Source organism: Sphingomonas sp. NBWT7 (assembly GCF_014217605.1).
Classification (GTDB): domain Bacteria; phylum Pseudomonadota; class Alphaproteobacteria; order Sphingomonadales; family Sphingomonadaceae; genus Sphingomonas.
Genome location: NZ_CP043639.1, coordinates 2360974 through 2381723, shown reverse-complemented (window position 1 = coordinate 2381723; position 20750 = coordinate 2360974). Strand labels below are relative to the sequence as shown.

Genomic DNA, 20750 nt, shown 5'->3' with positions numbered 1-20750 from the left:
TCAGTTCATCTGGCCGCGGAGGAAGGCGATCAGCTTCGGATCGCTCCCCGTACGTTCGAGGATGGGCAAGATGACCCGCCACCCGTTGTCGCTGTTGGTCAGGATGACGATGCCGTCGCCGCTCGCGCGATCGATCGCGACGAAGGTGAAGGCCCCGGCATCCTTGCCGGTGTGGAGCATCGTCGTGCCATCGGAAAAGCCGAGGAGTTGCCAGCCGAGACCAAAGCCAGTCCAGGGCGGACAGGTGACCGCTTTCGGTCCGGCACATATTTCGGGCGCCAGGTCGCCCTGCGATTTGCTGCGTTCCGCCGCTAAAGACGCGACCAGGCCCCGATCGTTGCGGGCATCGATGAGGAAGCGCGCATAATCACGCGCTGTCGCGTGGGCGAGATCGGCAGCGTTGTATCGCGTCACCCGCTCGACCGGCAGCGGCTTGCCCGCGTCGTCGTATGGCACGGCAATCGGCACCGTCTCGCCTTGCGCCGACACATAGCCCGAGGCGCGCATGTGGGCGGGGGCGAACAGCCAGCGGCCAGCAAGTGTCTCGAACGATTGCCCGGTGCGGTGCTCGGCGTAGCGCGCCGCGTATTGATATCCCTCGCCCGAATAGCCGGTCGTCGTGCCGGGATCATGTTCGAAAGCCAGTCCCTTCGCATCACGCCAGTTCGGCAACCCGGTGCGATGGCTCAGCGCCATGCGAACCGTCAGCTTCATCCGCCGTGGATCGCGCGACAGGTCGGGATCGCTCCAGTAGCGATCCATCGGCTCGTCGAGCGACAGCTTGCCGGCCGACACCAGTCGCAGGATGACTTCTGCAGTAAGCGGCTTCGTCAGCGACGCGAGATTGTAGGGCGTGGAGGCTGTCGCTGCGCGGTTCGGCCCCGCCATGCCCCACGCTCCAGCAGACACCATCCGTCCGTTGCGGATCAGGGCGATCGACGCGCTCTCCACGCGCTGTTCGATGAGGGTTGTGGTCATATCCGGCAGCGTGACGTTCGTTCTGGCGTTCGCCACTGAGGCGGAAGCCACCAGCACGCCCAAACCGCCGTAAACTGCCTGCTTCAGCACACTGACTGTATTACTCATATGCAACAGCTAGCGGTGTCTGAGCGTGGCCGCAATCTGGATCGTATCACCCATCAAGGTGACGGACATCAGAACCGCGGTAGCATCTCGAATGCCGCCCTTTTTCGAGAAGCTCTTGGGTCAGCGAGCGGGGCGAAGGCTCAATTCCTCCTCCAAGGGCAACATAAACGGATGGCCGAAAAGGGGGGGGCAAAAAAGAGGCCGCGAACGACCGGATATGGGTCTTTCTCGTAAGATAGCGCTTCACCCAGTGGAAACCGGCCGTTGATGTTGGCGAATGGTCGGCGGGCGCTGAGTCACGATTTGAACGGCTGATTTTGTACACGGCTAAGCCGCCAGAGGGCGATGGAAAGACGGCGCATCGGCTACATGATAGCAAGACTTGCCAGCGCGCTTAGCCGCATAAAGCGCCTCATCGGCTCGAATGAGCAATGCCTCCGGTGAGTCGTTCTCACTTACGAGCGCGATGCCAACACTCACACCAACGCCAGCACAACTGCCTCCAAGCCGCGTGCTCGCCACCCCACCAACGATGTGTTGGGCCAGTTGGACGGCGGAGAGCTGGTCGCAGAGAGGGCTTACCACGACGAACTCGTCACCTCCGAGGCGATACGCGCGACCGTCCTTCGCCATTGTAGAGATCGTCTCGCCGACTTTCTTAAGCAATTCGTCGCCAGCATCGTGCCCGCGAGTGTCATTGAACGCCTTGAAGCCATCGAGGTCGAGGTACAGCAGGGCCTCGCGCCGACACTCCGTGGCCGAACGATCGGAAAGGAGAGCTTTAAGATCCTCGCGCAGCCGTATCCTGTTTCCCAAACCGGTCAGAGCGTCGGTCCGCGCCAGCAAGGCGTTTCGATGTTCCGCTACGAGCATCCTCAGAAGGGTGCGGTGATTCTGCACCGTTTGGGAGATTGTCATCGCGGCAACGGCGGCGAACTGTACTGCGGCCATGCCCAGTCCTCCGCCGGCTCGTACAGTCACCGCCAGGCATACCGGTATCGCGATTGCGGTGATGGTCACCAACGCCAACCTGGGAAACGCCGCCCAGCGTGAAGCGACGCCGGCAAATACGCCTAACACCGAGATGAGCGCCATCAGCATAAGAGCGGCAGGTCCACTGATGATGCAGATGGAGCAGCCCAACCCGAAAACGATGAACAGCGTGAACATCGAAGCGACTACTTCGGCGCGACCTCTGATCGGTTCAGCACTCCCGTCGTCATAGCGAAACGAGAGGTAGAGCCGATAAGAGATAAGCGCAAAGTCGGCGGCGAACCAGCCGAGAGCCCAAGCGCTTCCCGTCAGGATCGCGGCCGAGATGCTCATGATCATCACTGCGGCACAGGAGATAAAGACTGCCGGTCGACGTTGAACGACCGTACCGATCAGTTCGTCACGTATTTCTGGGTGTCGTGCGACCGGAGCAAACAGCCAGCCCAATACTTTCGGGCGCATCAAACCTGAGCGTGGATCGCTCATTACAACACCGCCCGCCTCTACAATCTCAAGTCGCTCCCCCGAGCGTCCCACAGCATATGGCCCAAGCTGGTTAAGGCTTTATCACTGCCAGCCTACCAAGCGGGTCGAGATGAACGGACGCCCAGTTGTCGGAAGTATAATGGGCCATGGGGGTGGTTAGCCCCTGGATCTTCTCGCTCGCGAAAGGTTCCGATCAAGCAGCGCCATTGCGAAGCACCCGCACCGGAAGCGCCACGATGAATGAATGTCTGAAGTTGGGGAGGCGGCAGGGCGACGCGGATGACCGAGTTTGGGTCTTCACGCCAGCAGATTGAGCGCGCCAGTCGCTCAGGCTACTCGGCGGCTGATCAGTTCGCCCATCCACCCGAGGCTTGCCGTGGCTCTTAGGAAAGAACGGCCGCAACCGCTCCATCTGCTCGTTCATCAGCCTAAACAGGTCCCTCGTCCGATCTCCTTGCGGAGCCCGAATCCGATTGCGACACTCACATCGATGGGTCCTGACGCTAGAAGCCTAGCCCCGCGTCCGACCGAAGATGTTTGGCAGCGTCGATCGCCGCGCGTGTCACCGCGAACGCTTTCTCGCTGATCGGTCGATCGGCGGTCGAGGTTTCGAGATCGCCTACCCCCTTGTTCGCAGTGGTCAACAGATTGGCACCGCGGAGCGCAAGCGGCGCGTCGTCGGCGGCGCGACCCTCCACCGCGAAGGCAAGATGACGCTGAACCGTCTCCATGGCACCCGACCAGCCCGATCCCGGCGCAGACGGATACAAGTTTTCGGCGCTTGCCATTTCGGCGAGCAGATCCTGCGTGAGCGTGATTAGGCGGTCGAGCGCGGCGCTGCTTTGGGGCGATATGGTCACTTGATGCTCCAAGGCGTAGGAATGGTCGGGCCGGGGTCTGCGGAACCCGGCGGCATCCAGATCTGCTCGCCATGGCCGGGCAGCACATTGACGCCATCGCTCGACATCTGCGGGCGGGCAGACCCAATCCAGCCCTTCAGGCCCTTTGTCGGGCTTTCGACATAGCCGCCGTTGCCGTTCCAATCGTTCAGGACCGCAGAGCCGCCGCGCCATTCCGCCTCGTTCGTCGGGATATCCTTTTGCCAATAACCGCCGTTCGCATCGCGGTCGCTGCCGATCACGCGCCGGATCGTTCCGTCGTCCGGCCCGTCCCAAGGCCGCACATCGTCGCCAAAGGTCGCAGCCTTGTCGGCCGGAAGATCAGGATAGCCGTCCGCCTTGCGCGCCTGTGCGTTAGCCGCCGCATCCATCTCGGCCTGCAGCTTGGGATTGTTCGGCACGGCACCCGGCTCGGTCTGGCCGAGTTTCTTCGGCGTATATTGGAACGGTTCTGGCGCCGCCGCATCAGCCGTCGCGGGCGGCTTGGCGCCGAAACGACCGGACGCATACCGACCCAGCCCCCCTGTCGCGGCGCCGAGCCCCGTAGCGACCGCCGCGTGGGTCCAGTTCCACTCCATGCCCGGCGTCATCACCCATTCGGCGGCGTAGCCCAGAAAGCCGCTGACCCCGCCCAGTCCGGCAAAGGCGCCAACGCTCGCCGTGGCGGGTAGCCAGGCGATCGGCAGTGCGGCGATGGCGCCCACGGCGGCTCCCCGGATGCCCGCCAGCAGGATGCACGAGGCGCAGAACGTCTCCTGCGTCATCGCTTCGTTGACCATGAAGCCAGCCGCGCCCGCCGCCGCGCCCGCAGCGATGATTAGCAGCGGCCCGGAGATCGGCGCGGTCAGCACCACCACCGTCGCGACCGCCGCGGCAACCAGTACGCTGGCGACGACGTTCCACCACAGGCCAAGCGGATCGGCGCGATTCACAGGATCGTTGCCGACGTATCCGTAGAGGTTCAGCCCGCCGGCGATGCCGATCGGATCTGGGCTGATGTAGCGGCCGATCGCCGGATCGTAGAAGCGGAAGCGGTTGTAGTGCAGCGCGAGGCCGAACTCGTCGTCGCAATATTGTCCGGGCATGCGCAGCGGCTGGGCGAGCGCAGCGACACGCGGCCGCACGCCGCCGAACGGATCGGCATCAACTTCCCACACGATCGATCCATCGCCGCCGGTCAGTCGTTGCGGCGTGCCGGCGGGATCGCAATGGTAGTGGAACAGCGCGTCGCCGTCGCGCAGCAGCAGCGGGGTGTAGGTCTGCGGCCAGTAGAGATAGTCGCGCGGCGCTGCGCCGTCCGCTTCCTCGCGGATCATCTGCTCGCCGGCCCAGACGAAGCGGATGATGCGATCCACCCCGTTCCCCGACACGCGCTTCCACAGCCGGCGGCCGAGCGCATCGTAGCCGAAAGACACACGGCGCCCCGCCGCGTCTTCGGCGGCTATCAGGTGGCCGAAGCCGTCGTAGGCGAAACGCCAGTCGGCGTCCGGCGTGATGCGGCGTATCATCGCGCCGTCGGCATCGTGCTCGTAGCGGACGCCGCCCTGACCAATGATCTGATTGACCGCGTCGAACCGCGCCGCGCCCTCGGCGCAAGCGATACGGTTGCCCGCCGCGTCATAGGCGAAGTCCTCGACCAGGCCCGACGCGCGTATATGACGCCGCAACTGCCCCTCGGCATCATAGTCGAACGACGCGGCGCCGGTGCGGCTGTCGTGCCGCTCGCGTAGCCGGTCCTCGTCGTCGTGCACGTAGCGGGTCTCGCACAGCGGCGCGCCGCCGTGCTCGATCCGCTGGGCGGCGACGAGCCCTACCGCGGTCGTCGTCGTCGTCGCGACGGTGCCGTCGGGGGAGGCGATGCGCCACCCGGCGTCATCGGGTGCGTAATCGATTTGATGCCAGCCGCCGGTCCAGTCCCGCACCGCGGAGAGCCGCTGGTCCTCGTCGCGCACGTAGCGGACGGTCGATCCGTCGGGGTAGGTGAGCGCGACCAGCCCGACCGCGTCGTACTCGTAGCCGACCACCGTGTCGCCGAACCGTTCCTCAACGACGCGGCCGAGATCGTCGTAGCGCCAGCGAAGCTCGCCCGCCGCATTGGTGGCTGCTATCAGCCGCCCCGCGTCGTCATACTCGAAGCTCGCCTCGGCGCCGTCGGCGCTGCGCATCCGCACCGGCTTACCCGCGGTGTTGCAAAGGACGTCGAGCGCCACGCCGCCCGCCCGGACGATGCCCGACAGCTGCCCCTGCGGATCGTAGCGATACGTCTCGGCACGCCCGTCGGGCAGGTGAAGGCCGATCGGGCGCCCGCGATCGTCGCGCGCGATGCGCGTGCTCCGGCCGTTGCCGTCAACGATCTCGGTGAGCAGACCATCCTCGTAGCCGAACCGTTCGGTTCGGCCGAGCCGATCGCGCCGCGCCGTGAGCATCGCGCCGTCCGGATCGGCGAGCGCGCTGGCGCCGCCCAGTGCATAAGCCAGCCGCACGTCGCTACCGTCGGGAAAGGCAGCGCGCTCCATCCGGCCGTAGCGATCGTGATCGGCACGGAACCGTTCGATCCCGTTGCGCGCGACAGCCTGAACACGCCCGGACGCATCGTAGCCGATCGACAGTTGCGCGCCCGACGGCGTCGTCAGTCGCGCGAGCTTGCCATCGGCGCGATGCTCGTTGGTCCAGCGCCGCCCCGATGGGCTCGTCGTGCCGGCAATCTGGCCGTCAGCGCCGATGTGCACCCGCGTAATGCCGCCGTCGGGGGCGCGGAGCAGCACGTCACCGCTGTCGGGATCGCGCCGCGCCGCCAGCGGCGTGCTGTCGAACGAGGCGATTAGGCGGCTGGCCATGCCCTCGCCGCGCAGCGCCGCGACCTGCGCCGGGCTGATCGTGGGCCGCTCGCCGACCGATCGGCGCGGCGCGGGGGCCGCCGCAGCGCGCTGCGCGACGAACGCCTCACCCGCGGCGTTGAGCGTCGCAAAGGCGGTAATCGGCCCGAAGAAGGCGTCGAGCTCGGCCACGGTCGAGGCGCGCAGATAGGTCGGCAGGCGACGCGGATCCCAGAAACGGAACAGCCACGCCTCGCCCTCGGGCGATCGCACCGACAACCAGCCGCGAAGGTGTCGGCGCACGCGCCCCGGCGGCGCCTGGCTGACGATGAGGCAGCCCCACGCCGCATTGCCGAACCGCGGCGGCAGCGCATCGAGCAGCGCGGGATCGACGCGCACAATATGCGGCGCCTTGTCGCCGTAATTGGCCTGTGCCTCGCCGAGGTAGAGGCTCGACACGCAATCCTCGCCCAGCGTCGCGAGCCAGCGATGCGCATCGTCGTCGACGCAAGGATCGACTACGGCGTAGAGATGCCCGCGCGCCGCCGCTTCGCGTAGCCAGGCGGGCTCGACCGGGCCGATGATGAGCGGCGAGCGGCGCGGATCGCCCGCCGCCGCGCGCGTCTCCGGCGCGCCGCGATCAGCCGCGAACGAACGGCGTGCCGTCACGATGTGCCTGATCGAGCGTGGTCGAGCGGACGCCGCCGCCGTTGCCGATGCGGACGGTCGCTGCGCCCTTGACGATCTTGCCCTTGTGGCAAGTGGTATCGCCCATCCGCGCGGCCTTGTGCCCATTGATCTTAACGGTGGACGCACCCGATTCAATCTGTGTCGGGCCGCCGGGGCATTCGAGCTTGTCGCCGACGCGCGCAGCCGGGAAGCCCTCGATCGCGACGCTTGGCGAGCCAGTGGCAATCGGCGCGGCGCGGCTGTGCGGGCACGTCTCGATGTCGGTGACGCGGGCGGCGGGCGGCATCGGCGGTCTACCCTCTGATTGCTTTGGCGCGGTCGGTCATTGCCGTGACCGCGCCTGCTGGTTGTACGCCTCACGGAATTCTTTGGCGAACATGTCGAGGAACGCCTCGTCGGACCCCTGAGCCACGCCGCCGAATTCGCGCTCATAGGCTTGCCACAAGGCGGCGTCGCGCGCCGCGGGCAGGATGCGCTCGAGCATCCCGCTCGCCTTGGCGCGCGTGCGGATCGCCGAGGGGGAGAAGCGCTCGAGCGTGGTGCGTAGCGCGCCCTTCATCGCTCGCAGCGTCGCCATCTGGTGCGATTGCAGGTCCTCGAACGCGTCCTCAACCGCGCGCTCGGGCGGCATGAAGCCCGGCTGCGGCTGGCCGAGCATCATCAGCAGCGCCTCGTCTGGGGTGCGTGCAAATTTTAATGGATTGTGCCCGTCGGGGCTGAACGCGGTCGCCTCGGCGCCGAGCTGCGCCTTGGCGCGTGCGCGTGCCTCCAGCATCACCACCATCCCGGCGACGAGCCGGCGGAACAGCAGCGCAGCGCGGGTTGCCGCCGCCGCGTCGAGCCGCGCGGGATCGATGCCGAGCGCGGCGAGGAAGCCGTCGTCGGCCGGCTCGGATCGCGGCGGCATTGGCGGTGGCGTCGATGCGGGAGCCGTGGCGGCATGGCCTGGCAGCGCGGACCAGCCCGGTGACGCCGCAGGCATGCGTGGCGCTGGCGCCGCCGGCGGCGCGGGTGGCGAGAGGCCGAGTGGATCGCGCACCGGCTCGACTGGCTGGCCGAAGCCGCCGCGCGCCCAATCGACGACATTGCCCTCCGCGATCCGGCCCCACAGATCGTCCGGCGACGGGGCCGGGGGGCGGTCGGGCGCGGCGCTCGACCAGGCGGAGGCGGGATCGGGCGGCGGGGCGGCGGTGTCCCACGCCGAGCGCACCGGCGGCATCGCTGCGGCATGTGTCGCCCAGCCGCCGGGTGCTGGCGGTAGCGCGGGCGTGCGGCTTGGCGCATCCCAGCCGGCTGCGGCGCGGTGCGCGTCTGGCCGGGCGAGCTGCGGCCCGGTCTGCGGCAGCCAGTCACCGTTGTTTGGCGAAGCCGCGGGCGGCGCACCCCAGCCGGTGTCGCTCGTCGGCTCGGGCGCGGCGGCCCAACCGTCTCCGGCCGGCGCAGGCGGGGCGGCCCAGCCGTCGTTCGCGGGCGCAGACAGTGTCTCGTCGTGCCATCCGCCCCATCCCGGCGCGGCCTGCGCCGGGCCAAGATGCGCGGCGATCGTGAACGGCCCCGCGGTGATGAGGTCGCCGTCGCGTAGCAGGTGCGGCCCGTCAAGCCGCTTGCCCGTGCGCGCGAGGCACGTGCCATTGGTGCTATGATCGATCAGCTGATAGTTTTGGCCGTCGAAGTGGATTTCGAAGTGGCGAGACGACAGGTGTCGCGTCGGATCGGGCAGCACCCAGTCACATCCCGCCGCCCGCCCGACGAACGCACCGCGGCGGTCGAGCAGCAGCTCGGCCGGAACGCCGCTGTCGGCCAGCGGGCCGCCCTGAATCCTGAGGGTAAGCGTCATCGCGCGATCAGCACAGAGCGGTCACGCGCCGCCCTCGCCCGCCGCCGGGCCAAGATCGGCGGGTGCGCCGAACGAGTTGGCCGAGACGCCGTCGGGATTGATGTCGGTCAGCCCGCCGTTAAGCACCAACGTGCTGCCGCCGTTGACGCGCGTTGTCTTGCCGCCGTTGACGACCGCGGTCTCGTTTGCCTGAATCTCGACGGTTGGTGACTGAATCGTGATGCGATCGGGGCCGATCGTGATCTTGGAATTCTTGACGCGGATGGTGACCGCAGTTTTCGATTCGATCGACAGGGTGTCGTCGACGAGCAGCGAGTCGGTCTGTTGAACGTGCGTGCTTCGTTTGCCGACGATCAGTTTGGAATCGTTGCGGCCAACCCGCGTCGTGCGATCCAGCCCGACGCGGCGGTTCTGGTTGTGCCCGACGTGGCGCGACTCGTCGAACCGAACGCGGCTATTCATGTCGCGCTCGGCATGAATGAACAGTTCCTCCGCTCCGCCGCGATCCTCGAAACGAATCTCGTTCGACGTGCGATCCTGCCCGCTGTCGAGCGCCTCGGTCTCGGGATAGGTGCCCGAATCGCCGTAGGTCAGCGTACGCCATACCGCGCGCGTCTTGTTCGCCGGCAGATCGTATACCGGCATGTTCGCCTTGTTGAACACTCGGCCCATCACCATCGGGCGATCGGGATCGCCGTGAAGGAAATCGATCAGCACCTCGTGGCCGACGCGCGGCAGAATGACGTTGCCCAGCCCTCCAGTCTGCGACACGCGGATCCAGCAGGTCGAACGTTCCCCCGGTGTATCGGCGCGATCCCACGGGAAACGCACCTTCACGCGGCCGTACTCATCGGTGAAAATCGTTTCGCCGGCGGGGCCCGTCACGGTGGCGGTCTCTAGCCCCTGGACGACGGGGCGCGGCGTTTCGGGCGGCGACTGGTAGTTCGTGTCGGCGGGGATCGCCTCGAACCTGACGTTGTAAGGCTCCTCGTCGTCCTGCTCGCCGGAGCGATAGGCTTCCGCGGCGATCGAGTGCACCGCCGAGATCACGGTAAAGGAGCCGTTAAGCCGGACCGCCGGGTGATCCACTACGTCGAGCCGCTGCCCGGTGACGATGCCCGACGCCTGGCTCGTGCCGGTGAAGGTCCGCCGACGTGCACGCTGCGCATCGAGCAGCGTCTGCCCGCGTTCGCGCCCGACCTGCTCCTGGTCGCCGCGTCCGGTCTTTTCGCGCACGTGCCGGCCCGGATAGATGAAGATCTCGCGATCGTCGCGGGGGTGGCCGCCCTCGCCGGTGCTCTCGCTCGCCAGCGGTTGATCGGGCGACTCGAAATCGAAATCACGAACGGTTACCCGCGCCTGCCCGGTGGAGGCGACCCGCTCGACCCAGGTCTGCAGGATATCGCGGTGCTGATCGAAGCGGCTCTTTGAATTGGCGGTGAACACCGACAGCGCGTTGGCGTTGAAACGCAGGCTCGACGGGGAGCCGGGCTGGTGCGATCCGGCGCCTTCGCACAGCACCATGACGTGGCGATCGGCATCGTGACGGAAGAAGTAATAGATGCCTTCCTCCTCCATCAGGCGCGAGACGAAGGCGAAGTCGCTCTCGCGATACTGGACGGTGTAGCCGCGCGTGATGCGCGGCTTTGACAGCCGGGTGTAATCGACGTCCTGGATGCCGGCGCCCTCAATCACCTCCTTGATGATCTCGACCGCATTCCTGTCTTGGAAGATCGCCATCTGGCGGTTCTGCGCCAGATAATAGGTCCACGGTTCGATCGTCAGCCGGTAATGGTGCCCCGCGGGCGTTTCCTTCTGATATTCCCCCGCCGTCACCAGCCCATGGAACCGGCGCAGTAGTTCGCCATCCTCTAGCACGGCAAGCGCCGCAGGCTTGCCGAGGTGCGGAAAGAGATCGACTTCGAGCGGCGAGATGATCGTGGCATGGACGGTAAATGGTCGGCCGAGGCGTTCCTCGCTCTCGATCCGTTGCAGGACGACCTGTTCGTCGCCCACGTCGATCGACATCTGGGTAAGCCGTTGCCCTGGATCCGCCACCGACTACTCCCGCGTCCCGCGACAGCGTTAATCAACGGCTACGCTGAGCTGTCTATTGGCGCCCTCCTATCGTCCCGAGCGCGCAGCGACAATGCACAACCATTGCGCAATGATCCCGCCGCGCCGAAATGTGGCGGAATTGCGGTTGCTTAGGCAGCGCCAGTCACTTAGAGCCTCCCGTGGGGACTATCCGATCGGAACCGAAGCGGACATGCTTATGACGATGCGTATGCTGACAGTCTCGCTGGCCATGTTGGCAGCCGTTCCCGCAACCGCGCAGCGGGCGCCCGCGTCGACGCCCAGTGTTGCCGGCTATCTGTGCACCTTTGCGGGCAAGTGCGACGATGCAGCGGACGGCGCCGCCGTCGAGCAGGCGACGCGCGACGCGCCGGAGACCAAGGGCTTCCGGCTCGCGCGCTCGGGCGGCGGCGATACGCCAGTTGCTTCAGCCAGGCCGACGACGACGCGCCGTTCCTCCCGCATTGCGACGATCGCGCCGCCGAGGAACCGCGCCGCGCCGGCGCGCCCTGCCTATTCGGCGGGCGAGACGCGGCGCGCCAACATGGGATCGTCCGCCGCCCTGGTCGCGCCGCGCCTGGCGGCGGTGTCGGGCGGACGCCGCGCCGATCTGATGATCGGGTTCGAGCTCAATTCCGACCGGCTCACTGCGGTCGGGCGCCAGTCGGCGCGCGTCTTCGCGCAGTCGCTGCTGATGCCGGAACTGCGCGACAAGCGCTTCCTGATCGAGGGGCACACCGACGAGCGCGGCGGCAGCGGGGTCAACGTGCCGCTGTCGGCGCGCCGGGCACAACGGGTCGCCGACTTCCTTGTCGCGCAAGGCGTCGCGCGCGATCGCCTACAGACGCGTGGCCTGGGATCGTCGGCACCGCTTCCCGGCCAGCAGTCCACCGATCCCGCCAACCGGCGCGTCGAAGCCGAGCTGATTTCCTGACCGATCGGGGCGCGCCGTGACCCGTATCGATCACGAGGCCCTGTTGCTGCCTGTGTCGGAGGAGGCACCGGCGGGCCCCGACCTCTCGTACGATCCCGTTCGGGAGGAGATCGAACAGGCATTCGCCGCGTCGAGCGACGACGTCGACTGGGATGCGACCGTCAGACTGATCGCGGCGCAGGCGGCGCGCACGCGCGACCTGTGGCTGGCGGTCTACCTTGCGCGCGCCGGGGCGCGGCTTGGCCGCATGGAGGTGGTCGACGACGGTTTCGCGCTGCTCGCGGGCTATTTCGAGCATTTCTGGAACAGCGTGCACCCGACGACCGAGGAATATGGGATCGAGGGGCGCAAGGGCGCGTGCGAGTCGCTCGCACGGATCGGTGAGTTTCTTGCGCATTTCCGCCGCGTGCCGCTGATCGAGCATCCACGGCTTGGCCGCTTCTCGGGCGCGGATTTCGAACGGTTTGCCGCCGAGGGGGCGGGGGCCGAGGGCTATGGCCAATTTCGCGCTGCGCTGGCGGATACGCCGATCGAGCGGATCACCGAGGAACTGGGCCGGCTAGGCGGGATACGCGAATCGCTCAAGCGCGCCGACGCGATCCTCTCGGCCGAGGCCGAGCAGGTCGGGCAGACCGGGACCAACTTCTCGAGCACCTACGACGCGATCGATGCGATCGTGTCGGCGGTGCGGCCGTTTGCTTTGCAGAACGACGCCGCCGATCCAGCCAGCAATACAGGTGAAAGCAGCGGCAATTTCGCGGGTGGCAAAACGTCCGTTGCACCGGCCGGATCGAGCGGCCGGATCGAGTCTCGCGCCGACGTCGCGCGCGCGCTCGACGCCGTTATCGAATATTATACCCGCGCCGAACCATCCAGTCCCATCCCGGTCGCGCTCGGCCGCATCAAGGGCTGGATAACAATGGATTTCATTTCGCTGTTAAACGACATTTCGCCCGGGAGCCGAAGCGAGGCATTGAGCGTATTGCAGGCACGGGCGGACGAGAGCGGCGATACAGACCTTATGTAACGGCTAAGCGCTGCATGGCCGGTTCCGATGGGCCGGAATGCACGCGACGCAAGAAGAGGGGTGCAGAGACATGGCGATCAAGAGCGGTCAGCGTTTCATCCGCGAGAACCGAAAGCCGCGCGTGCATATCGAATATGAGGTGGAGACCTATGGCGCGCGCCAGAAGGTCGAACTGCCGTTCGTTATGGGCGTGATGTCCGACCTGTCGGGAAAGAGCCTAAAGGACAAAAAGGCCGCCGAGGCGCGCGACTTTGTTGATTTCGACATGGACAATTTCGACCAGCGGATGGAGGCGATCGCGCCGCGCGCGGCCTTCCACGTCGACAACACGCTGACCGGCGAGGGCAAGCTAGCGGTCGACCTCACCTTCAATTCGATGAACGACTTCATGCCGGGGCAGATCGCCAAGCGGATTGAGCCGCTTGCCAAGCTACTCGAGGCGCGCACGCAGCTCGAAGATCTTCTGTCATATATGGATGGTAAGCATGGTGCCCAGGATCTGCTGGACAAGGTACTGAACGATCCGGCGCTGCTGAAGGCGATCCTCGCCGAACGCGCCTCGGCACGCGCGGCGGATGCGGACCAGCCAACGCCGACCACCCAAGCCTAACCTCGTAAGACGATCGGAGCGGAATATGGCGCAAGAAGCGCTTGGGCAGGCCGGCAGTGCGCAGCAGATGACCACGACGGAGGTCAGCGACTTCCAGGCGCTGCTACAGAAGGAATTTAAGCCAACCACCGACGAGCGGCGCTCGCGGATCGAGCAGGCGGTGCAGACGCTCGCCGAACAGGCGCTGTCGAATGCGCAGGTGGTCGGCGGCGACGTGTTCGCGACGGTGGATGCGATGCGGGCGGCGATCGACCGCAAGCTGACCGAACAGATCAACCTCATCATCCATAATCCCGAATTCCAAGCGCTGGAATCGGCGTGGCGCGGGCTGAACTACCTCGTCATGAACACGTCGACGGGCAAGGATCTCAAGATCCGGGTCATGAACATGTCGAAGGAAGAATGCCGGCGGATGTTCCGCCAATATCGCGACGCGGCGTGGGACCAGAGCCCGCTGTTCAAAAAGATCTACGAGAGCGAGTTCGGCCAGCTCGGCGGGCAACCGTACGGCGCATTCGTGTGCGACTACAGCTTCGACCATTCAGGGCCTGATCTCGAAGTGATGCGCGGCCTGTCGCGGATCGGCGCGGCGAGCCACGCGCCGTTCATCGCCGCAGCGGCGCCCTCGCTGCTGGGCATGGACCGCTGGACCGAATTGTCCAATCCGCGCGATCTCGGCAAGCTGTTCGATGCGACCGACTACGGTGCCTGGCGCTCGTTCCGCGCGTCGGAGGACAGCCGCTACCTCGCGCTGACGCTGCCGCGGTTCCTGGGGCGCCCGCTGTACGGCGCGAAGACCGAGCCGGTCGACGAGTTCGACTTCGAGGAGGATGCCGGCGGCGAGCACGACAGCCACCTGTGGCTGAATGCCGCTTACGCGATGGGCACGCGGATCACCGAGGCGTTCAATACCTACGGCTGGACCACACGCATTCGCGGCGTCGAATCGGGCGGGACGGTGGAGGAACTGCCGACCGCGACCTTCCCAACCGACGAGGGCGGCATTGACCAGAAATGTCCGACCGAGATTGCCATTTCGGACCGGCGTGAGGCGGAGCTGTCGGCCGCCGGGCTGATGGCGCTGGTGCACCGCAAGAACACTGATCAGGCGACCTTCATCGGCGCGCAGACGGTGCATCGCCCTGCCGCGTACGACAAGAAGGAGGCGACCGCGAACGCCAACCTATCCGCGCGGCTGCCGTACATCTTCGCCAGCTGCCGCTTCGCGCACTACTTAAAGTGCATGGTGCGTGACTGGGTGGGTGGGTCGCGCGAGGCCGATCAGCTTCAGCGCGATCTCAACAACTGGGTCCTGCAATATGTCGACGGCTCGCCCGAATCGTCGAACGAGGACACTAAGGCCCGCCTGCCGCTGAAGCAGGCCAAGATCGAGGTGATCCCTGATGAGGAGAACCCGGGTTACTACAAGGGGAAGTTCATGTTCGTGCCGCATTACCAGCTCGAAGGGATGGACGTGGCGCTCAGCATGGTTTCGCGGCTGCCCAAGACATCGGGCTAAGCCTGTTTCCTACGCTACGGTAACACCAATCAACCAGGAGTGAAGCAATGGCAGTCGATCTTTTCTTGAAAATCGAAGGCATCAACGGCGAGTCTTCCAAGAAGAACCACCAGGGCGAGATCGATATCATCTCGTTCGACTTCGGTGCCGTGCAGCACGGCTCGTTCCATTCCGGCGGCACCGGCGGCGGCTCGGGCAAGGCCGAGATCTCCGACATCCGCATCCAGAAGGAAGTCGACAAGTCTTCGCCGCTGTTGTTCAAGGCCTGCGCTTCGGGCAAGCACATCAAGGAAGCAATCATCTATTCTCAGAAGGCCGGCGATGGGAACACCCCGCTGACCTATTACAAGATCAAGCTCGAGGACATCATCGTCTCCGACATTCACAACAATGGCGCGTCGGGCGGCGACTCGATCATGGAGTCGGTGACCTTCAACTGCGCCAAGGTGACGTTCGACTATCAGGCGCAGAACGCGCAGGGCGGCAAGGACGGCGGCGTCGTCACCGCTTACTATGACATCCGCCAGAACGAGGCCGGCTGAACTGTGGCAGCGTCGTTCGCGAAAGGCCTACGATGACCGAAGCGGACGACCTGCTGCGCACCGGCGACCTCGACGGGGCGCGACGCGCACTCGTTGAGGTCGTGCGGCGCGATCCGTCGGACGTGCCGACGCGATTGTTCCTGTGGCAATTGCTCGCTGTCGCGGGCGAATGGGCCAAGGCCAAATCGCAGCTCGCGACGCTGGCGCAACTTTCCCCAGACGCTCAAATGCTGTCGATAGTCTACGGACAGGCGCTTGACGCCGAAGCGACACGCGCGGCGGTGCTTGCCGGGCGGGAGCGTGCGGTGATTCACGGTGGCAGCGCCTGGGCCGGTGGCGTTGCCGAGGCGCTGATGGTCGAGGCGGCGGGCGATACGGTGCAGGCCGATGCACTGCGCCAGGCGGCGTTCGATCAGGCGCCTGATACGCCGGGCAGCCTCGACGATGCGGCGATCGACTGGATTGCCGATGCCGACCCGCGCTTCGGCCCGACGATCGAAGTGATCATCGGCGGTCAATACGGCCTGCTGCCGTTCGACGCGGTAGAGAAACTCTCGTCTGAGGGGCCAAAGGATCTACGCGATCTCGTCTGGTATCCGGTCGAGCTGACGCTGCGGGCTGGCCCCCGGCTCGCCGCGCTGCTGCCGGTGCGCTATCCCCAATTGTCGGACGATGCTGCTGAACGCGCCGCACGCGCGACGCGCTGGGACGATCGCGGGCACGGCGTTGGCCAGCGACTGTGGGCGACGTCCGACGGCGAGGACCGCGGGCTGCTGTCGATCCGCGCGCTAGAGTTGCGGTGACGGCGTGGCGGTTCAGCAACGACTGACGCCGACGCTGTACGACAAGCTGGTTGCCGACCTGGATATCTCGGGCATGCGAGAGACTGACGAGAGCGCGCCGGCCGTGAGCCGCGAGAAGTTCCGTTATTATTCGGTGCCCAAACTCGAACGGTTCAACGAGACCGCGCTGCGTGCTACGATTCGCCGCGATCTCGCGTGGCTGTTCAACACCACCAGCCTCGAGTCACTTGTCGATCTCGACCATTATCCGCACGTGCGCGAATCGGTGCTCAACTACGGGCTGAGCGACCTTGCCGGGCGCACGCTCGATCGCCGCGCGGTGCTGGCGCGCGCGCGGGAGATCCGCCGCGCGATCCGCTTGTTCGAGCCGCGGCTGTCGCGCGAGGGGCTGACGGTCGATCCGGTCGAGGATCCGTCCGATCCGCATGCGCTGACCTACTTGATTCAGGGCGACATCACCGCGGCAGCGCAGATGATGCCGGTCAAGTTCCGGACCGAGATCGAGGCGGAAACCGCGTCGGTCAACGTGCGCGGGTGACGATGGTGAGCACCGGCATCGATCCGCGCCTGCTGCGTTACTATAACGACGAGCTCGCCTATCTGCGCGAGGAAGCGCGCGCCTTTGGCGAGGAGCATGAGGCAGTGGCCGGCCGGCTCGGCCTCAAGACGCCGACCGATCCCGATCCGTATGTCGAGCGGTTACTCGAAGGAGTCGCTTATCTCGGCGCGCGCGTGCAGCTCAAGATCGCGGACCAATATCCCGAATTCACGCAGCATCTGCTGCACGCCATTCAGCCGCACTATCTCGCGCCGACGCCGTCGATGTGCATCGCCGGGTTCGAGCCTAAGGACGGCGATCCGGTCCTGACCAAGGGCTACCGCGTGCCGCGCGATACCCCACTGATGGCCACCGCCAGTGAGCAGAACGGTGCATCGGTGGAGTTTCGCACCGCCCACGACGTAACGCTGTGGCCGCTCAAGATCACGCAGGCCGAATACTTGCCGAGTCGCGCTGCCGTTGCGCCGTTCGCCGCTGCGGCGGATGTTCGTGCCGACGCGGGGTTGCGGCTGCGCTTCGAGGCGACGGGTGGTGCCGCCCTGCCGCAGGTGCTGCCGCCATCGCTACCAATTTACCTCGCTGGATCAGAAGCGGTGCCGGCCGAGCTTTATCGCCAGATCATTGGCGAGACCGCGGCGGTGATCGCGCGCTCGGCGGATGCGGCGGCGGGGCCCGACGGATGGATACGCCTGCCGCCGCCGGCACAGGTCGGGTTCGAGGACGATCAGGCGCTGCTGCCGGCGGAGCGGCGCTCGTTTCGCGGCTACCGCTTGCTGACCGAATATTTCGCCTGCCCCGAACGCTTCCTGTTCGTCGACCTGCGCGAGCTCGAGCGCGCGTTCCGGACGAGCGCCACGGCGTGTGACGTGGTGCTGCTATTCACCCGTTCCGCACCGCCGCTGCGCAATGCGATCGACCCGGGGAACTTCCGGCTCTTCGCGACGCCGGCGATCAACCTCTTCGAGAAGCAGCTCGGCCGCGTCCGCGTCTCGCGCTTCGAGCACGAGCATCACGTTGTGCCCGATCGTGCCCGGCCGCTCGACTACGAAGTGTTTCGCATCCTCGACGTGAAGGCCTATGCCGCCAACAGCGTCGACGCGCGTACCGTCGCACCGCTCTACGCGCCTGGCGCGCTGCTGTATGACTGGAACGAGGCGCTGTTCTACACCACGCAGCTTCGCCCGCGGCGGCTGTCGAGCCGCGAGCAGCGCCTGCGGAGGCGCGGCGAATATACCGGTACCGAGACGTGGATCGGGCTGACGTCACCCGGATCGCCAGCGCGGCTCGACAATATCGACGAGCTCGCGGTGCGCGCGCTGGTCACCAATCGCGAGCTGCCCGAACTGCTGACGTTTCGCGGCACGCATCACTTCACCGTATCAGGCGTGCCGGCGCGCGCGGTGAGCGTGCTGCGCGCGCCAACCAAGCCGCAGCCGCCGATCGGCATGGGCGAGGCGGCGTGGCGCGTGATCGGCCATCTCACACCCAATTACACAACGCTTGCGCCTGAGGACGGCAGCGACCCGCACGTGCTGCGCGATCACCTCGCCCTGTATGGGCGGCCCGACGACGCCGCGTCGCGGCGGCAGGTCGACGGCGTCACCGCGATCCGATCCGAACGGATCGTGCGCCGCGTGCCGGGCATGGACCGGATGTCGATCGCGCGCGGCCACCGCATTCGCGTGACGCTTGATGATGCAGCGTTCGACAAGGGGCGGATGTTCCTCTTCTCAGCGGTGCTTGAGCGATTCCTGGCCGAGTTCGCCAGCATCAACAGCTTCACCGAAACCTGGACCGGCAGCGGAAACGAAGGGGAATTTCAGCGATGGCCGCTGAGAATCGGTCGCCGACCGACCATCTAAGCTTCCTCGCCGACGCCGCGGCGGAAGCGAAGCGGTATGGCCTGTTTCCGATCGCACGGGGCGCGGAGGCGCGCGCGCCGCATCTGCCGCGCATCGGCCGCGCCCGCCGTCCTGCGCAGAGCGTTGCCGATTTCGTTCAGGTGCCGACGCTCGCGTTTCCGGACGCGACGCTGACCGAGGTTGAGGTGCGCGAGGGGCGCGCGCGCGTCGGCGGCTATTGGCTGGGGCTGACCGGGCCGATGGGCCCGCTGCCGTCGCACATGACCGAATTCGCCACGTTCGAGCGACGCTACGCGCGGACGCGGCCGTTCGGCCGCTGGCTGGATCTACTCGCCGGCCGGATGCTGCAGTTCTTCATTCGCGCGTGGAGCGATTCGCAGCCTGCCGCACAGGCTGACCGACCCGATGACGATCAGTTCGCGCAGCACCTCTCGCAGCTGACCGGGGCTAGCGAGGGCGTCGGCCCGCACGCCGCGTTTCCTGCGCTCGGGCGCGTCCATTATGCCGCGCTGTTCGCCGGACGGCGCAGTGCCGGCGCGATCGAGGATGCGCTGACCCATCTGCTCGGCCAGGAAGTACGGATCGAGGAATTCCAGCCGCGCTGGCGCGATATCCAACCTGAGGATCGCACGCGGCTTGGCCGACAGTTCGCGCGGCTGGGCGATGAGGCGATGCTGGGCGCGCGCGCGAGTGTCGCGTCCGATGCGTTTCGCGTCGTGATCCGCGCCGATACGCCCGCCGCCTACGCCGCGCTGCTGCCATCGGGGCAGCGTTTCCAGGTGTTGGCCGAAGCGCTGGACGCCTTTGCCCCCAGCCACCTCGAATGGGACATCGCGCTCGAGACGGACGGTGCGACCGCCCTTGCGGCGCGGCTTGACGGGCGCACCCGGCTTGGTTGGAGCGGCTGGCTGGGTGGCGGCGCGGCCGGCGTACGCCGCGACGCGCATCTACGTCGTACCAAGCAATTTTCACCTCAGCAGCAATCGACGAAGGAGAACTGACATGCCGATCGTCGCCGCCGTCGGCCCTGCGCGGCCAAACCGGGCGCCCGATGTGCGAACGGTGCAGCAGTTGCTTAATCGCGCGGGGGGCCACCAAATCCGCCTGAAGGTGGACGGGCTGTTCGGCCCGCGTACCGCCGCTGCGATCAGCCGCTATCAGGCCAATGTGTTGCGCTTCCGCCGACCCGATGGCGTAGTGGATCCCGGCGGACCGACGCTGCGCATGCTCGGCCGGCAGCCCGGTGGCAACACGACGCGCAGCCGCCCGATCCCGCGCCGCACGCCTGCCCCGCCGCCCCGCCCGAGCGTGTCCGCCCCCGGCACAAACCCCGCCGCGCCCCCTGCCGCCCCGACGCGTACCGGGGGCGTAGCCGGGCCGGGCGGGCTCACCGAAGAAACCTATATCGATATGGCCGCACGGCTGGACTGCGAAGTCGCGGCGATTAAGGCCATCGTCGAAACCGAAGTCGCGATCCGCGGCCCGTTCGACAAACAGGGGCGCCCGACGATCCTGTTCGAGCGACACAAGTTCCACAGGCACACCGGCGGCCGCTACGATCGCACACACCCCGATATCAGCAATCCAAATTGGGGCGGCTACGGCAAGTTCAGCGCACAGTACGAGAAGCTGGAGCAAGCGATGAAGCTTGATCACGCCGCCGGACTGAAATCGTGCAGTTGGGGCGCCTTCCAGATCCTGGGGGAAAACCATGTCCAGGCTGGCCATGCCACCGTCGACTCATTCGTCGCCGCGATGCGTCGCGGCATCCTGCCGCAGGCGGAGGCGTTCGTATCCTTCGTGCTGAATGATCGCCGGCTGCTGGCCGCGCTGCGACAGCGCAATTGGGCGACCTTTGCCCGCATCTACAATGGGCCAGCGTACAAGGACAATGATTATGATGGCAAAATGCGGGCCAATTACCAGCGTTTCGCGCAATAAGGGGGCGGGAGTCATGTCGTTATTGTTGATGGCGTGCGCCGCTGCCGCGTGTAGCGCGCAGCCGGACGCT

The 20750-nt window shown here is 66.5% G+C and carries 17 protein-coding genes; 10 read left to right on the top strand and 7 right to left on the bottom strand.

What is annotated here, in order from left to right; all coding sequences use genetic code 11:
- From F1C10_RS11525 to F1C10_RS11495, 7 genes are all read right to left on the bottom strand, one after another.
- The gene (locus F1C10_RS11525; protein ID WP_258042877.1) at positions 1 to 1068 is read right to left on the bottom strand and encodes a serine hydrolase; all 1068 of its coding nucleotides are present in this window, start codon (positions 1066 to 1068) and stop codon (positions 1 to 3) included.
- A 345-nt stretch (positions 1069 to 1413) separates the two neighbouring features.
- On the bottom strand, positions 1414 to 2565 hold the full coding sequence (locus F1C10_RS11520) for a diguanylate cyclase (RefSeq protein ID WP_185206341.1): 1152 nt from the start codon (positions 2563 to 2565) through the stop codon (positions 1414 to 1416).
- Positions 2566 to 3068: 503 nt separating this feature from the next.
- The gene (locus F1C10_RS11515) at positions 3069 to 3425 is read right to left on the bottom strand and encodes a hypothetical protein (RefSeq protein ID WP_185206333.1); all 357 of its coding nucleotides are present in this window, start codon (positions 3423 to 3425) and stop codon (positions 3069 to 3071) included.
- Positions 3422 to 6949 (bottom strand): DUF4123 domain-containing protein, encoded by a 3528-nt coding sequence (locus F1C10_RS11510; protein WP_185206331.1) that lies wholly within the window; start codon positions 6947 to 6949, stop codon positions 3422 to 3424. Before F1C10_RS11510 ends, F1C10_RS11515 begins: the two co-directional genes overlap by 4 nt.
- Entirely contained in the window at positions 6921 to 7256 is a 336-nt protein-coding gene (locus F1C10_RS11505; protein WP_185206329.1) for a PAAR domain-containing protein, read from the bottom strand. Before F1C10_RS11505 ends, F1C10_RS11510 begins: the two co-directional genes overlap by 29 nt.
- A 36-nt stretch (positions 7257 to 7292) precedes the next feature.
- Complete coding sequence (gene tagH, locus F1C10_RS11500) at positions 7293 to 8807, bottom strand: type VI secretion system-associated FHA domain protein TagH (RefSeq protein ID WP_185206327.1); 1515 nt, start codon at positions 8805 to 8807, stop codon at positions 7293 to 7295.
- A gap of 21 nt (positions 8808 to 8828) precedes the next feature.
- A complete protein-coding gene (locus tag F1C10_RS11495) occupies positions 8829 to 10835 on the bottom strand; it encodes a type VI secretion system Vgr family protein (RefSeq protein WP_185206325.1) in 2007 nt (668 codons plus the stop codon).
- 247 nt (positions 10836 to 11082) lie between these two features.
- On the opposite strand from F1C10_RS11495, the gene F1C10_RS11490 reads away from it, so the two are divergent.
- The 10 genes from F1C10_RS11490 to F1C10_RS11445 all read left to right on the top strand — a co-directional run bounded on the left by F1C10_RS11490 (position 11083) and on the right by F1C10_RS11445 (position 20680).
- Positions 11083 to 11817: an OmpA family protein gene (locus F1C10_RS11490; RefSeq protein WP_185206323.1), complete on the top strand. Its 735-nt coding sequence runs from the start codon at positions 11083 to 11085 to the stop codon at positions 11815 to 11817.
- Positions 11818 to 11833: 16 nt separating this feature from the next.
- Positions 11834 to 12844 (top strand): ImpA family type VI secretion system protein, encoded by a 1011-nt coding sequence (locus F1C10_RS11485; protein WP_185206321.1) that lies wholly within the window; start codon positions 11834 to 11836, stop codon positions 12842 to 12844.
- Positions 12845 to 12914: 70 nt separating this feature from the next.
- Positions 12915 to 13454, top strand: a complete 540-nt coding sequence (gene tssB / locus F1C10_RS11480) for a type VI secretion system contractile sheath small subunit (protein WP_185206319.1) — start codon at positions 12915 to 12917, stop codon at positions 13452 to 13454.
- A gap of 25 nt (positions 13455 to 13479) precedes the next feature.
- The gene (tssC, locus tag F1C10_RS11475; protein WP_185206317.1) at positions 13480 to 14973 is read left to right on the top strand and encodes a type VI secretion system contractile sheath large subunit; all 1494 of its coding nucleotides are present in this window, start codon (positions 13480 to 13482) and stop codon (positions 14971 to 14973) included.
- Between the two features lie 47 nt (positions 14974 to 15020).
- Complete coding sequence (locus F1C10_RS11470; protein WP_185206315.1) at positions 15021 to 15515, top strand: type VI secretion system tube protein Hcp; 495 nt, start codon at positions 15021 to 15023, stop codon at positions 15513 to 15515.
- Between the two features lie 32 nt (positions 15516 to 15547).
- Positions 15548 to 16318 (top strand): type VI secretion system accessory protein TagJ, encoded by a 771-nt coding sequence (locus F1C10_RS11465; RefSeq protein ID WP_185206313.1) that lies wholly within the window; start codon positions 15548 to 15550, stop codon positions 16316 to 16318.
- Positions 16319 to 16322: 4 nt separating this feature from the next.
- Positions 16323 to 16856: a type VI secretion system baseplate subunit TssE gene (tssE, locus tag F1C10_RS11460; protein ID WP_185206311.1), complete on the top strand. Its 534-nt coding sequence runs from the start codon at positions 16323 to 16325 to the stop codon at positions 16854 to 16856.
- Positions 16857 to 16861: 5 nt separating this feature from the next.
- On the top strand, positions 16862 to 18739 hold the full coding sequence (gene tssF, locus F1C10_RS11455; RefSeq protein WP_258042876.1) for a type VI secretion system baseplate subunit TssF: 1878 nt from the start codon (positions 16862 to 16864) through the stop codon (positions 18737 to 18739).
- The gene (gene tssG / locus F1C10_RS11450; protein WP_185206309.1) at positions 18703 to 19740 is read left to right on the top strand and encodes a type VI secretion system baseplate subunit TssG; all 1038 of its coding nucleotides are present in this window, start codon (positions 18703 to 18705) and stop codon (positions 19738 to 19740) included. The genes tssF and tssG overlap by 37 nt, the downstream gene beginning before the upstream one ends.
- A 1-nt stretch (position 19741) precedes the next feature.
- Entirely contained in the window at positions 19742 to 20680 is a 939-nt protein-coding gene (locus F1C10_RS11445) for an N-acetylmuramidase family protein (protein ID WP_185206307.1), read from the top strand.
- Positions 20681 to 20750 lie beyond the last annotated feature (70 nt).